Here is a 13,864-nt window from a genome sequence, read left to right as displayed (position 1 = left end):
GCGCCTCGGGAGGGCGCGTGATCTCGGATGAGCTCCGCGCCGCTGCCCGAGGTGCTCGACCTTCTGGCTGGAGACGGAGCGGCTGACCTACCCGGTCGACCGCGAGCAGGCGTCGTGGGAAGCGCCCGACGTCCCGCTCGACGCCTGAGGCTCGCTCAGGCCACCTTCCCGCCGCACCGGTCCGCGACCTCGCGGAGCACGGCCGTCAGCGTCGCGTCGACCTGCGGCGCGACGACGTCGCTCCACCACGCACCTCCCTCGGCATCGACGCCGAGCAGGCGACGCGCCTCCGGCGGCGACGACATCGCGCGGGGGAGCGTCACCGTCGCGAGCACCTCGCCGGCCGGGTCGACCAGTTGCGCGGCGGCACCCGGCAGCACCTGCACGACCCCGGCGGGGACGACCGTGCGCAGCGCGGCGAGCCAGGTCTCGGGCGTCGGCGGCGTCGCCGTCAGGAGGGTGCGCTCGTGCGGCATGTCAGACCTCCGTCCGACCCGGCGCCGGCATGCCGCGAAGGACGGCGCGCACGCGCTCGCGCCCCACCACGTCGATGAAGCGCTCGAGCGCGGCCCAGCCGCCGTCCGCGCCGCCGAACGGCACGACGACGCCGGGGATCCGCGGGCGGCCGACGACGAGCGCGCCGAAGCGGTCGACCAGCTGCGGCACGTCGAGCGCGAGGTCGCGCACGCCCGGGGCGCCGATCAGCACCGCGACCGGCACGGGCGGCGCCTGCAGGTGCGGCGCGGTCGTGAGATCCGCCCGGCCGGGGCGCGCGAAGACGGAGGCGAAGAGCGGCAGCGCGTCCTCCGCGAGCATCCGCAGGCGGGCCGGGACCTGCTCGAGGGCGGCGTCGGTCGACGACGCCCCGACGGGTCCGAGCGCGACGAGCGCCTGCAGCACCTCCTCGACCCCCTTGTCGGTCCGCTGGACGAGGGTGCTGCCGATCATCGAGGAGCCGGCGACGACCACGCGGGACTCCTCCGGCGCGCGAGCCGCGAGGTGCCGGGTCACGGCGGCCGGATCCCACGGGAACTCGACCGGCTCGTGCGGGCCCCAGCCGGTCGGGCCGCCTCGACCGAGGCCGGCGACGAGCTCGAGCGCGGCACCGATGCGCGTGGCGGCCTCCGCGCGGTGCCGCAACGATGCGGTCACGACCAGCTGCAGGGCTTCTGCCTCGACCGGACGCAGGAACGACGGCGCGACGCCGGTGCCGTCGGTCGCCAGACCGAGCAGCCCGTCCCACGCGGCGCCCGCACCGTCCTCCACGACCCAGGACCCGCCCGCTGAGACGAGCGCGTCGCGGAGCGGATCGGTCAGCCGCGAGGTCGCGGGCGTGACGAGGCGCACGCGGCGCCGAGCCGCGTGGGCCGCGACGAGCAGATCGGCGCGGAGCGGCGTGAGCGCGACGACCTCCCGGTCGCTCCGGCTGACGATCTCGTCGCCGTCGATGCCGTCGACGAGCGGATGCGGTCGCGCCTCGCCCGTCGTCACGCCGCCATCCTGCCGCGCCCTGCTGCGCCGCAGCCCGGGCGAGGGCCGCCGTGCGCGCACGGCTCCGCCACGGGGATCCGCTCCACGGCTGCGACCGATCGTCCGAGAGGCGGGAGGAGGAAGGGCGGCTCGCGCTGCTCGAGCGGCTGCTCGCGGAGCGCCTCCCCGTCGACGATCCGCTGCAGCGCACGACGCAGCACCGCACCCGCGCTCCGCCGTAACACGGTGGTAACGTGCACTCCATGCTCCGCGGCACGCTCCTCCTTCCGTGCCGCGACGAGGTCTGAACCCACCGGCTCCCTCGTCGCGGAGGTCTCGACCTGCCGGGAACATCTCTTCTCTGGAGGACTTCCCCATGACGGAATCGAACGCGGTCGAGACCGCTCCCGCACCTCAGCGCCCGCATCGCGACGGCGCCCGCACCCTGGCCGAGAAGGTCTGGGCCGACCACCTCGTCAAGCGCGGTGAGGACGGCGCCCCCGACCTCATCTACATCGACCTGCACCTCGTGCACGAGGTCACCAGCCCGCAGGCCTTCGACGGCCTCCGGGCCGAGGGCCGCCCGGTCCGCCGCCTCGACCTCACGATCGCGACGGAGGACCACAACACCCCGACGCTGCAGATCGACAAGCCGATCGCGGACATCACGAGCCGCACGCAGATCGAGACGCTGCGCCGCAACGCGCAGGAGTTCGGCGTCCGCCTGCACTCCCTCGGCGACGCCGAGCAGGGCATCGTGCACGTCGTCGGCCCGCAGCTCGGGCTGACCATGCCGGGCATCACGGTCGTCTGCGGCGACTCCCACACCTCCACGCACGGCGCGTTCGGCGCGATGGCGTTCGGCATCGGCACGAGCGAGGTCGAGCACGTGCTCGCCACGCAGACGCTGCCGCTGAAGCCGTTCAAGACCATGGCGATCACCGTCGAGGGCACGCTGAGGCCCGGCGTGACGGCGAAGGACATCATCCTGGCCGTCATCGCGAAGATCGGCGCCAACGGCGGTCAGGGCTACGTCCTGGAATACCGCGGGTCCGCCATCCGATCGCTCTCCATGGAGGGCCGGATGACGATCTGCAACATGTCGATCGAGGCGGGCGCGCGCGCCGGCATGGTCGCACCCGACCAGACGACCTTCGACTACCTCGAGGGCCGGCCCCACGCGCCGAAGGGCGCCGACTGGGACGCCGCGGTCGAGTATTGGAAGACCCTGCCGTCCGACGACGACGCCGTGTTCGACGCGGAGGTCTTCCTCGACGCCGACGAGCTCGAGCCGTTCGTCACCTGGGGCACCAACCCGGGCCAGGGCACGACCCTCGCCGGCGAGGTGCCGGACCCGGCCGCGATCGCCGACCCGCAGGAGCGGGCCGCCGCCGAGCGGGCGCTGCAGTACATGGACCTCGCACCCGGCACCCCGCTCAAGCAGATCCCGGTCGACGCGGTCTTCATGGGCTCCTGCACGAACAGCCGGATTGAGGACCTGCGCGCCTTCGCGTCGATCGTCAAGGGGCGGAAGAAGGCCGACGGCGTCCGCGTCATGGTCGTGCCGGGCTCGGCCCGCGTGCGGCTGGAGGCGGAGGCCGAGGGCCTCGACAAGGTCTTCGAGGAGTTCGGCGCCGAGTGGCGCTTCGCGGGCTGCTCGATGTGCCTCGGCATGAACCCGGACCAGCTGGCCCCGGGGGAGCGCTGCGCCTCCACCTCGAACCGCAACTTCGAGGGCCGGCAGGGCAAGGGCGGCCGCACGCACCTCGTGTCGCCGCTCGTCGCCGCCGCGACCGCGATCCGCGGCACGCTCTCCGCCCCCTCCGACGTCATCGAGGAGGTGTTCGCCTGATGGAGCCGTTCACCACGCACACCGGCGTCGCCGTCCCGCTGAAGCGGTCCGCGGTCGACACCGACCAGATCATCCCGGCCGTCTACCTGAAGCGGGTGACGAAGACCGGCTACGACGACGCCCTGTTCGCGAACCTCCGCCAGGAGCCGTCCTTCGTGCTGAACGACCCGGCGTACGCGCAGGGGTCGGTGCTCTTCGCCGGGCCGGACTTCGGCACCGGGTCGAGCCGCGAGCACGCCGTCTGGGCGCTGCGCGACTACGGCTTCCGCGCGGTGTTCGCGCCGCGGTTCGGCGACATCTTCCGCGGCAACTCCGGCAAGCAGGGCCTGCTGACCGGGGTGCTGCCCGAGGACGTGATCGCGACATGCTGGGCCGCGATCGAAGCGGACCCGGGGGCGGCGGCTACCGTCGACCTCCAGGCGGGCACCGTCACCCTTTCGGGGGAGACGTACCCGTTCGAGATCGATGCCTACACTCGCTGGAGGCTCCTGGAGGGCCTCGACGACATCGGTCTCACGCTGCGCGACGAGGCGCTCATCACCCAGTTCGAACAGGGCCGCGCAGCGTGGCGACCCCGGACCTTGCCGGTTAGGGAATCTTGAGTACTGCCTTCAGCCCCGCGCCCAACACCGCTCAGATCGCGGTCACCTCCGACGCCGCCCGCGCGGGCGCCAGCGTCGGCCTGACCTTCGACCGGCTGACGATCGAGGGCGGCAAGCCGCTCCGCGGCACGGTCGACGTGCGCGGGGCGAAGAACCTCGTCACGAAGGCGATGGTCGCGTCGCTGCTGTCCGAGGACATCAGCGTGCTGCGCGACGTGCCGGACCTCAGCGACGTCCGCGTCGTCCGCGGCCTGCTCGAGATCCACGGCGTCTCCGTGACGCAGGGCGTGCAGCCCGGCGAGCTGCTGCTCGACACCCGCAACGTCCGCCGCGCGCACGTCAAGGAGATCGACGCGCACGCCGGCTCCAGCCGCATCCCGATCCTGTTCTGCGGACCGCTGCTGCACCAGCTCGGCGAGGCCTTCATCCCCGACCTCGGCGGCTGCCGGATCGGCGACCGCCCGATCGACTTCCACCTCGACGCGCTGCGCAAGTTCGGCGCGATCGTCGACAAGCTGCCGGCCGGCATCCGGCTGTCGGCCCCGAACGGCCTGCACGGCGCGCACATCCACCTGCCGTACCCGAGCGTCGGCGCCACCGAGCAGGTGCTGCTCACCGCGGTGCGCGCTCGCGGCACGACGGAGCTGCGGAACGCCGCGATCGAGCCCGAGATCATGGACCTGATCGCGATCCTGCAGAAGATGGGCGCGATCATCTCGGTCGAGCCGAACCGCGTCATCCTGATCGAGGGCGTGAGCGAGCTCAAGGGCTACGCGCACCGGGCGATCTTCGACCGCAACGAGGCCGCCTCCTGGGCGTCCGCGGCGCTCGCGACCAAGGGCGACGTGTTCGTCAAGGGCGCGGTGCAGGAGCACATGATGACCTTCCTGAACGTGTTCAGGAAGGTCGGCGGCGCGTTCGACGTGCTCGAGGACGGCATCCGCTTCTGGCACCCGGGCGGCGCGCTGAAGCCCGTCGTCATCGAGACCGACGTGCACCCCGGCTTCATGACCGACTGGCAGCAGCCGCTGATCGTCGCGCTGACGCAGGCCGACGGCGTCTCCACCGTGCACGAGACGGTCTACGAGAACCGCTTCGGCTTCACCGACGCGCTGCAGAAGATGGGCGCGGACATCCGCGTGCACCCGCGCGGCTTCGCGGCGCCGAACCGTCGCGTCCCGCGCCGCGAGCTCGAGCAGGCCGCCGTCATCACCGGCCCGACGCCGCTGCACGGCGCGGACATCGAGGTGCCGGACCTGCGCGGCGGCTTCTCGCACCTGATCGCGGCGCTGACCGCGGAGGGCACGAGCACCGTGCGCAACGTCGGGATCATCAGCCGCGGGTACGAGAACTTCGGCGAGAAGCTGAAGGCCCTGGGGGCGCGCTTCAGCGTCGACGGCTGAGGCCGCTGCGATGGTCGAACGGGAGGCGGGCGAGCCCGCCCTCGCGGATGTCCGGACGAGGCCGGCGAAGCCGTACGCGGAGAAGCGACGGCCGTCGGCGTGGTGGCTGCTCGCCGCGCCGATCGTGCCGTTCATGCGCGCCGTCACGACGATCCGCGTGCGGAACCGGGAGAAGCTGCCCGCGACCGGGCCGTTCATCCTCGCGCCGAACCACGTCTCGAACATCGACCCCGTCGTGGTCGCGGTCGCGGTCTGGCGGCTCGGTCGCGCGCCCCGCTTCCTCGCGAAGGCGTCGCTGTTCACGATCCCCGTGGTCGGCGCCGCGTTCCGGGCCGTCGGGCAGATCCCGGTGGAGCGGGGCGGTGCCGCCCGCGGCGCGATCCCGCTCGCGGCCGCGAAGCGGATCATCGCCGAGGGGCAGGGCGTCATCGTCTACCCCGAGGGCTCGCTGACCCGCGACCCGGACCTGTGGCCGATGCGCGGCAAGACCGGCGCCGCGCGGCTCGCCCTCCAGCTCGGGCTGCCGGTGATCCCCGCCGCCCACTGGGGCTCGCAGGGGCTCATGCCGGTCAACACCACGAAGCTGCGGGTGCGGCCCCGCGCGCACATCGAGGTGGTGTTCGGCGACCCGGTCGACCTCTCCGACCTCGGCCGCGTCGCCGACCGCGCTGCACTCAACGCCGCGACCGACCGCATCATGACGGCGATCACCGGGCTGCTCGAGGAGCTCCGCGGCGAGACCGCGCCGACCGAGCGCTGGGACCCGGTCAAGCACGGCCAGACGGAGACGGGCACCTTCTGATGTCCGGTGCCCCGCTGCTCGCCCGCCCGTCGGCCCTCCTCCCGTCCCTGCCGCTGGCTCCGCTGGTCGAGGCGCGCCCTTCGAGAGCCTCAGGAACCGCGCCCGAGCGAGCCTCGAGACCACCCCGCACCTGGGCGGCCCGATGAGGGTCGCGGTCCTCGGTGCGGGCAGCTGGGGCACCGTCTTCGCGAAGGTGCTCGCCGACGCCGGCAACGATGTGGAGCTGTGGGCCCGGCGCGACGCGGTCGCACGGGCGATCGAGCACCGCCGCCGCAACGACGACTACCTGCCCGGCATCGCGCTGCCGGACGAGATCGAGGCGACGAGCGACCTCCGCCGCGCCCTCCGCGGCGCCGAGATCGTCTTCCTCTCCGTGCCGAGCCAGTCCCTCCGCGGCCTGCTCCGCGACGTCGGCCCCGCGCTCGCGCCCGGCGCGGTCGTCGTCAGCCTGATGAAGGGCGTCGAGGAGGGCACCGGGCTGCGGATGAGCGAGGTGATCCGGGAGGGGCTCGGCCTCGACGACGATCGGATCGCGGTCGTCTCCGGCCCGAACCTCGCGCTCGAGATCGCCCGCGAGGAGCCGACCGCCGCGGTCGTGGCGGCCTCCAGCCTCGACACCGCGATGCGGGTCGCCGCGGTCTGCGCGAACCGCTACTTCGGCACCTTCGTCAACACCGATGTGATCGGTACGGAGTTCGGCGGGGTCCTGAAGAACCTGATCGCGCTCGCGGTCGGCATCGTCGTCGGCGTCGGGTACGGCGACAACACGAAGGCCTCGATCCTGACCCGCGGCCTCGCGGAGATGAGCGCCTTCGCGAGCGCGTTCGGCGCGCAGCCGGACACCCTCGCGGGCCTCGCGGGCATGGGCGACCTGATCGCGACGAGCGAGTCGCCGCGCTCCCGCAACAACCGCGCCGGCCGCCTCCTCGGGCAGGGCTACACGAAGGACGACGTGCTCCGCACGATGGACCAGGTGGCGGAGGGGCTCGCCTCTCTCGAGCCGGTCCTCGCCCTCGCTGCCGCGAAGGGCGTCGAGATGCCGATCTGCACCCAGGTCTCGCAGGTCATCGCCGGCACCCTCGACCCGCGCGACATCGCCCCGCACGTCGCCGCGGACCCCCTCCCGGTCGGCGAGTAGTCGCCCCTCTTCGCGGATCCGCATTTCCTCCGCGGATCCGCAGTTCCGGGGCGACACGCCAATGTAAGGGACCCGAACCGCGGCGTGTTGCGAAGGAATTGCGGATCCGCGAAGGGAGGAACTCGGACTCTTCCGTTTCCGTTGGTGACTTCGTCCCGCGAACTGGTTGTTGTCTGACGTTGCTGGTTCTGGTTGATTCGATAGATGTCGCTGCACCGAGCTCTGGCCGAATTGAAGTCGCCGAAGCATTTCCAACAGGATCACGGCAGTGGCGTTATCAACGCCTTCGTCTCTGCGTTGACAAAAGCAGAACACGGTCTGCCGCTTCGGGAGCGGGCCTACACGGACCTGCTCTGCGCGGCAGACGGAGTCTTCGAAGGTGCTCTCGTCGTACACCTTCTTCGCCTTACCGGCGCGGAGCCGGACCTCATCGAGCGAGCTGAGGTGGGGACGGGAAGTTCGCGAGAGCTTCGGCTGGTCGGAGCGCACGACATCCCGGCGCGACTTCGGATGCGAGACGGACGCTCGACAAGGATCGTGCCCGACCTCTTCGTGGCGCAGCGCGGTGTGCGGCTCGCGAACGGCCAATCCGAATGGCTCCCCGTTGTCGGGATCGAAGCGAAGTTTGGCGCGATGGTCAATAGTGCTTTCGACTACTGTCCCGCCGGTGAGCACATCCTCGAGGAGTCCGGCGACCGCTACAGCAGTCAGGTCATCTGCTACGTGAACGGCTGCTGGCTCGCGGACTCCGCGGAGGAGGAGGTGCGTCCAATCGGGTACGTGTGGCTCGGCCGGAAGCCCAAGATGGTTGGCCCGGCGTTCGTGGCTCGAGAGAAGGTTCCGGAGTTTGCCGAGGCGCAGCGCGAAGCGCTCGAGCAGTGGAAGTCCATGGACCACTGGGACATCGTGGGCGAGCGCGGACTCATGAACCGTGCCGGCTTGCCAGGCCTCGCCGCCGCGCTCCGACCGCATTTGGCCCGGTGGTCGTCCGCGGCCTCAGGCCCGCGGCCCCACCGCCTGTGAGGCGGAGTCGATAGCCTCGCCTCGTGGCGGAGAAGACCCGGATCGCGCTCGTCTTCGGCGGACGGTCGAGCGAGCACAGCATCTCCTGCGCGACCGCGGGCGGCGTGCTGGGCGCGATCGACCGGGAGCGGTACGAGGTCGTGCCGGTCGGCATCACCCGCGACGGCGCCTTCGTGCTCGAGCGGGACGACCCGTCCGCGTTCGCGCTCGACCCGGACCACCTGCCGGAGGTGCGCGACGACGGCTCCCGCGTGCTCTGGCCCGAGTCGACGACGACGCGCGAGCTGAAGGTCCGCCGCCCGGACGGCTCCGAGGAGTCGCTCGGCCACATCGACGTCGCGTTCCCGATCCTCCACGGGCCGTGGGGCGAGGACGGCACGATCCAGGGCCTCTTCGAGCTGATCGGCCTGCCCTACGTCGGCAACGGCGTGCTCGCGTCGGCGATGGGCATGGACAAGCACTTCACCAAGACCGTCCTGCAGGCGGCCGGGGTGCCCGTCGCGCCGTGGGTGACGCTGCACCCCTCCGACCGCGCGGGCGACACCGCGTTCCTCCGCCGTCGCGTCGCCGCGCTCGGCTACCCGGTGTTCGTGAAGCCGGCCCGTGCCGGCTCGTCCGTCGGGGTGTCCAAGGTGGAGGGGCCGGAGGAGCTCGACCACGCGCTCGACCGCGCGTTCGCGGAGGACTCGAAGGTCCTCGTCGAGCGCGGCCTCGTCGGCCGCGAGCTCGAGATCGGCATGCTCGGCAGCCGCACCGGCGGCGAGCCCCGCGTCTCCGCCGTCGGCGAGATCGTCGTGACCGGCCGCGAGTTCTACGACTTCGAGGCGAAGTACCTCGACGCTCCCGGCGTGGACCTGATCTGCCCCGCGCGCCTCGGCGACGGGGAGCAGATGGACCTCGAGCGCACCGCGCAGCGCGCCTTCGAGGCGATCGACGGTCGCGGGCTCGCGCGGATCGACCTCTTCCTCACCGAGGAGGGGTTCGTGGTGAACGAGATCAACACGATGCCCGGCTTCACGCCGATCTCCATGTTCCCGCGGTGCTGGCAGGAGTCCGGCCTGTCCTACCCGGACCTGATCGCGGAGCTGGTCGAGCTCGCCCGATGAGGCGGGCCCTCGCCCTGCCGCTCGTCGCCGTGACCCTTCTCCTCGCCGGCTGTGCGCCGACGGTGTCGCTGACGCCGGCGCCGCAGGCCACGAGCACGCGCTGCGCCGGCGTCGTCGTCCGGCTGCCGGACCGCATCGGCACGCTCGACCGCCGCGAGACGGACGCGCAGGGCACCGGCGCGTGGGGGAACCCGGCCGCCGTCACGCTCACCTGCGGGGTGCTGACCGCGGAGGCGAGCGGCATCCCGTGCCAGACGGTCGGCGGCGTCGACTGGCTGCTGGAGGAGGAGCGCATCGCCGGGGCCGACCGGCAGGTGCTCACCACCTTCGGCCGCCAGCCCGGCACGCAGGTCGTGCTGGACCCGAAGGCCGTGCAGGCGATCACGGTGCTCGAGACGCTCTCGGACCCGATCGCCGCGGCGACGCAGCGCGACGGCAGGAAGTGCCTCGCCGACTCGGACACCTCCTCGTGACCGACGACCTCGCGACCGTCGGCGAACGGGCGGCACTGGCGCGGATCATCCCTCGGCTGGCACGGGCGGAGGCGCTGCTCGGCCCCGGCGACGACGCGGCCCTGCTCGCGGCGCCTGACGGCCTCGTCCTCCTCAGCACCGATGCGATGGTGCAGGGACCGGACTTCCGCCGCGCCTGGTCGACGCCGTTCGAGCTCGGCTGGAAGGCCGCGGCGACGAACCTGATCGACGTCGCCGCGATGGGCGGCCGACCCACCGGCCTGCTCGTCGCGCTCGCGGCGCCGGGGGAGACGCCGGTCGAGGACCTCGAGGGCATCGCCGACGGGCTCGCCGCCGCCTGCGCCGAGCTCGCGCCGGGCGTCGGCGTCGTCGGCGGCGACCTCACCCGGTCGCCCGTGCTCGCGCTGTCGGTCACGGTGACCGGCTCGCTCGACGGCCGAGAGCCCGTGCTGCGGTCCGGCGCGCGACCCGGCGACGTGGTCGCCTACTCGGGGCGGCTCGGTCTCGCCGCCGCAGGGCTGCGCCTCCTGTTCGCAACGGGGGAGGAGGATGCCGACGCGATCGCCGCGCTCCGGCGCCGGCACGGGCCGCTGCTCGCCGAGCAGCTCGCGCCGCGGCCGCCCGTCGCGGACGGGGTGCGCGCCGCGGAGGGCGGGGCGACCGCGATGCTCGACGTGTCCGACGGCCTCCTGCTCGACGCGACAAGAATCGCGGAGGCGAGCGACGTGCTGCTCGATCTGGACCGCACCGCGATCGAGGCCGAGGGCGACGCGGTGATCACCGCGGCCGGAGCGGACGGCGTCGACGGCGCCGCCGAGCCGCCGGGCCGCAACGAGGCGTTCTCGCTCGTGCTCGGCGGCGGCGAGGACCACGGGCTCCTCGCCTGCTTCCCGGGCGAGCCGCCCGCCGGCTTCCGCCGCCTGGGCCGGGTCCGCGAGGGCGGCCCGGGCGTCGCGATCGACGGCGCCCCGGTCGACGCGGCGGGCTGGGACTCGTTCAGCGCCTCCTGACCCGCAGCGGGGCGCGGACTCGTCACGACACGCCCTCCGCGGGCGCCGAGAAGGCCGCCTGGTGACAAGTCCGCTTCCGTTTTGAAGGAGTTCTCGCGCGCTCGCGTCGAGAACTCCTTCAAAACGGAATCAGGCGGGGGCGATGACGTGGACCGCGGTGTCGCCGTACGTGCGGGTGCGCTCGAGGACGAGGGAGGCGGGGAGCGCCGGCTCGGGGGAGCGGGACGAGCGCTCGACCAGCACGACCGCCTCGGGGGTGAGCAGCGGCGCGAGCGCGACCAGGTCCGCGGCGACGTGCTCGTCGGACAGGTCGTAGGGCGGGTCGAGGAACGCGAGGCCGACGCCGGACGCCGCGCTCGCGAGGAACGGGTGCACCGACTGCTGCACGACGTTCACCTCGAGCGGGCCGCGTGCGGCCTTCCGCAGCCGCGCCGCGTTCTCCCGCAGCACCCGCACGGCCCTCGGCGCCTTGTCGACGAGGACCGCGGAGGCGGCGCCCCGGCTCAGCGACTCGAGCCCGAACGCGCCCGACCCGGCGTAGAGGTCGAGCACCCGCGCCCCGCCGATCGCGTCGCGGGACTCGAGCATGGAGAACAGCGCCTCACGGGTGCGGTCGCTGGTCGGCCGCGTCCCCTCCGGCGGCACCGCGAGCTGCAGCGACCCGGCCCACCCCGCGACGATCCTCACCCCTCCACCCTCCCGCACCCGCGGCGCCGGCGGGAATCGGGAGGCGCGGCCGCCGGGTGTCGGCGCGGCTCCGTAGCATGGGAGGCATGGCGGGGCCGCTCGATCAGCGACTCGCCGCCGTCGTGGGCGATCGCACCGCGAAGCTGCTCGACAAGCAGCTCGACCTCCGCACCGTCGGCGACCTCCTCGCGCACTACCCGCGCCGCTACGTGAAGCGCGGCGAGCTCAGCCGCCTGGACGCCCTCCCGCTCGAGACCGACGTCACGATCGTCGCGGAGGTGCTGCGCGCCACGAGCCGGGGCCTGCGCAACCGCCGCGGCTCGATGCAGGAGGTGCTGATCTCCGACGGCACCGGCACGCTCTCCCTCGTCTTCTTCAACCAGCCCTTCATCACCGACGAGAAGAACGCGAACGCGCTCGTGCCCGGGCGTCGCGGCCTCTTCAGCGGCAAGGTCAAGCTCTACAAGGGCATGCGGCAGCTCGCGCACCCGCAGCACCAGATGTTCACGGAGGAGGGGCAGGAGCCGCCGGATCCGGAGAAGGACCCGGAGGGGGCGAGGCGGTGGGAGGAGACCCCGCTGCCGATCTACCCGGCGACCGCCTCCCTGACCACCTGGAAGATCGAGAAGGCGATCGAGCTCGCGCTCGGCGCGATCACCGGGATCGACGACCCGATGCCGCTCGAGGTCTGCCGCACCGCGCACCTGATGGGCTTCGAGGCGGCGCTGCGACGCATCCACCGGCCCGCCCACGACGGCGACTGGATCCAGGCGAAGCGCACCCTCCGCTTCCACGAGGCGTTCCTGCTGCAGACCGCGCTGCTGCAGCGCCGGGCGGTGCGCGCGATGTTCGCGGCCACGCCCCGCGTGCCGAGCCCGGGCGGCTACCTCGCGCGGTTCGACGCGGCGCTGCCGTTCGAGCTGACGGACGACCAGAAGGCGGTCGGCGCGGAGATCCTCGGCGACCTCGCGGGCGAGGTGCCGATGCACCGGCTGCTGCAGGGGGAGGTCGCGTCCGGCAAGACGCTCGTCGCCCTGCGCGCGATGCTCGTCGTCGCCGAGACCGGCGGCCAGGCCGCGCTGCTCGCGCCGACGGAGGTGCTCGCCGCGCAGCACCTCCGCTCGATCGCGAAGATCCTCGGGCCGGACCTCTCCGCGGAGCTGATGCCGACGCTCGTCACTGGGCAGATGGGCGTCGCCGCGCGGCGGAAGGCGGCGCTGCAGATCATCACCGGGCGGGCGAAGATCGTCGTCGGCACCCACGCGCTGCTGTCGGACTCGACCGAGTTCGAGGACCTCGGCCTCGTCGTCGTCGACGAGCAGCACCGCTTCGGCGTCGAGCAGCGGGAGATCCTGCGCCGCAAGGGCAGCGCGCCGCACACCCTCGTGATGACGGCGACGCCGATCCCTCGCACCGTCGCGATGACGGTGTTCGGCGACCTCGAGACCTCGACGATCCGCGGCCTGCCCGCCGGGCGCGCCCCCATCACCTCCCACGTCGTGCCGCTGGCGGCGAAGCCGCGCTGGCTGCCGAACGTGTGGCGCCGGGCGGGGGAGGAGATCGAGCAGGGCCGGCAGGGGTACGTCATCTGCCCGGCGATCGGCGCGGACGACGACGAGGGCGACCTGCTCGCCGTGGAGGACGGGGCGCCGCCCCGCGCGACGGTCGCCGGCGTGCTCGCGGACCTGCGCACGCAGCCGGCGCTCGCGGGCCGCCGCATCGAGGCGCTCACCGGGCGCATGTCCGGGGAGGAGAAGGAGGCCGTGATGACCGCCTTCGCCGACGGCCGGATCGACCTGCTCGTCGCCACCACGGTCGTCGAGGTCGGCGTCGACGTCGCGAACGCGACGTTCATGGTCGTGCTCGACGCGGACCGGTTCGGCGTCTCGCAGCTGCACCAGCTGCGCGGCCGCGTCGGTCGAGGTGGTCTGCCCGGGCTCTGCCTGCTCGTCACCCACGCGGAGGAGGGCACGCCCGCCCTCGAGCGCGTGGAGGCGGTCGCCGCGACCACGGACGGGTTCGCCCTCGCGCAGACCGACCTCGAGCTGCGGCGCGAGGGTGACGTGCTCGGCGCCTCCCAGTCCGGCGGCCGATCGCAGCTGAAGCTCCTGCGCGTCACGCGCGACGGAGAGATCATCGAGCAGGCGCGCGCGACCGCCGCGGCGCTGCTCGCCGAGGACCCGGCCCTCGACGCCTACTCGGCGCTCCGCGCCGCGATCGAGCGGACGAGCGACGAGGAGTCGCGCGCCTTCCTCGACAAGAACTGACCCACCCCTTCGTCTTGTAGGCAGCCGTCGC

General features: G+C 73.1%; 13 protein-coding genes. 10 read left to right on the top strand and 3 right to left on the bottom strand.

The window, feature by feature from the left end:
- Positions 1-155: 155 nt before the first annotated feature.
- Both D1781_RS13620 and D1781_RS13615 read right to left on the bottom strand, forming a co-directional pair.
- Entirely contained in the window at positions 156-476 is a 321-nt protein-coding gene (locus D1781_RS13620; protein ID WP_119482771.1) for a hypothetical protein, read from the bottom strand.
- Between the two features lies 1 nt (position 477).
- Positions 478-1,491 (bottom strand): DUF6177 family protein, encoded by a 1,014-nt coding sequence (locus tag D1781_RS13615; protein ID WP_119482770.1) that lies wholly within the window; start codon positions 1,489-1,491, stop codon positions 478-480.
- A gap of 355 nt (positions 1,492-1,846) precedes the next feature.
- Here D1781_RS13615 and leuC point away from each other — a divergent pair, with 355 nt between their 5' ends.
- The 9 genes from leuC to thiL all read left to right on the top strand — a co-directional run bounded on the left by leuC (position 1,847) and on the right by thiL (position 10,879).
- Positions 1,847-3,322 (top strand): 3-isopropylmalate dehydratase large subunit, encoded by a 1,476-nt coding sequence (gene leuC, locus D1781_RS13610; RefSeq protein ID WP_233551343.1) that lies wholly within the window; start codon positions 1,847-1,849, stop codon positions 3,320-3,322.
- Complete coding sequence (gene leuD / locus D1781_RS13605) at positions 3,322-3,924, top strand: 3-isopropylmalate dehydratase small subunit (protein ID WP_119482769.1); 603 nt, start codon at positions 3,322-3,324, stop codon at positions 3,922-3,924. Before leuC ends, leuD begins: the two co-directional genes overlap by 1 nt.
- 80 nt (positions 3,925-4,004) lie before the next feature.
- A complete protein-coding gene (murA, locus tag D1781_RS13600; protein WP_407641675.1) occupies positions 4,005-5,327 on the top strand; it encodes a UDP-N-acetylglucosamine 1-carboxyvinyltransferase in 1,323 nt (440 codons plus the stop codon).
- Between the two features lie 10 nt (positions 5,328-5,337).
- Positions 5,338-6,129, top strand: coding sequence for a lysophospholipid acyltransferase family protein (locus D1781_RS13595; protein ID WP_119482768.1), 792 nt, complete (start codon positions 5,338-5,340; stop codon positions 6,127-6,129).
- Positions 6,130-6,271: 142 nt separating this feature from the next.
- Entirely contained in the window at positions 6,272-7,267 is a 996-nt protein-coding gene (locus D1781_RS13590) for an NAD(P)H-dependent glycerol-3-phosphate dehydrogenase (protein ID WP_119482767.1), read from the top strand.
- Between the two features lie 204 nt (positions 7,268-7,471).
- Positions 7,472-8,290: a hypothetical protein gene (locus D1781_RS17365; protein WP_147392101.1), complete on the top strand. Its 819-nt coding sequence runs from the start codon at positions 7,472-7,474 to the stop codon at positions 8,288-8,290.
- Positions 8,291-8,313: 23 nt separating this feature from the next.
- Positions 8,314-9,396: a D-alanine--D-alanine ligase family protein gene (locus D1781_RS13580; protein WP_119482765.1), complete on the top strand. Its 1,083-nt coding sequence runs from the start codon at positions 8,314-8,316 to the stop codon at positions 9,394-9,396.
- On the top strand, positions 9,393-9,869 hold the full coding sequence (locus D1781_RS13575; protein WP_119482764.1) for a DUF3515 domain-containing protein: 477 nt from the start codon (positions 9,393-9,395) through the stop codon (positions 9,867-9,869). The genes D1781_RS13580 and D1781_RS13575 overlap by 4 nt, the downstream gene beginning before the upstream one ends.
- The gene (thiL, locus tag D1781_RS13570) at positions 9,866-10,879 is read left to right on the top strand and encodes a thiamine-phosphate kinase (RefSeq protein ID WP_119482763.1); all 1,014 of its coding nucleotides are present in this window, start codon (positions 9,866-9,868) and stop codon (positions 10,877-10,879) included. Before D1781_RS13575 ends, thiL begins: the two co-directional genes overlap by 4 nt.
- A gap of 129 nt (positions 10,880-11,008) precedes the next feature.
- Here the strand turns inward: thiL and D1781_RS13565 are convergent, their stop codons facing one another.
- The gene (locus D1781_RS13565; protein WP_119482762.1) at positions 11,009-11,566 is read right to left on the bottom strand and encodes an RsmD family RNA methyltransferase; all 558 of its coding nucleotides are present in this window, start codon (positions 11,564-11,566) and stop codon (positions 11,009-11,011) included.
- 77 nt (positions 11,567-11,643) lie between these two features.
- Here D1781_RS13565 and D1781_RS13560 point away from each other — a divergent pair, with 77 nt between their 5' ends.
- Positions 11,644-13,833, top strand: coding sequence for an ATP-dependent DNA helicase RecG (locus D1781_RS13560; RefSeq protein WP_199706605.1), 2,190 nt, complete (start codon positions 11,644-11,646; stop codon positions 13,831-13,833).
- The last annotated feature ends 31 nt before the right edge of the window (positions 13,834-13,864 follow it).

It is taken from the genome of Amnibacterium setariae, assembly GCF_003581425.1.
GTDB lineage: Bacteria > Actinomycetota > Actinomycetes > Actinomycetales > Microbacteriaceae > Amnibacterium > Amnibacterium setariae.
The sequence above is the reverse complement of the archived record's forward strand: the minus strand, read 5'-3'. Positions and strand labels throughout refer to the sequence as shown.

Coding starts and splice junctions, on each gene's coding strand:
- D1781_RS13620 (WP_119482771.1), bottom strand. CDS start 476: ATGCCGCACGAGCGCACCCTCCTGACGGCGACGCCGCCGACGCCCGAG.
- leuC (WP_233551343.1), top strand. CDS start 1,847: ATGACGGAATCGAACGCGGTCGAGACCGCTCCCGCACCTCAGCGCCCG.
- leuD (WP_119482769.1), top strand. CDS start 3,322: ATGGAGCCGTTCACCACGCACACCGGCGTCGCCGTCCCGCTGAAGCGG.
- D1781_RS13595 (WP_119482768.1), top strand. CDS start 5,338: ATGGTCGAACGGGAGGCGGGCGAGCCCGCCCTCGCGGATGTCCGGACG.
- D1781_RS13590 (WP_119482767.1), top strand. CDS start 6,272: ATGAGGGTCGCGGTCCTCGGTGCGGGCAGCTGGGGCACCGTCTTCGCG.
- D1781_RS17365 (WP_147392101.1), top strand. CDS start 7,472: ATGTCGCTGCACCGAGCTCTGGCCGAATTGAAGTCGCCGAAGCATTTC.
- D1781_RS13575 (WP_119482764.1), top strand. CDS start 9,393: ATGAGGCGGGCCCTCGCCCTGCCGCTCGTCGCCGTGACCCTTCTCCTC.
- D1781_RS13560 (WP_199706605.1), top strand. CDS start 11,644: ATGGGAGGCATGGCGGGGCCGCTCGATCAGCGACTCGCCGCCGTCGTG.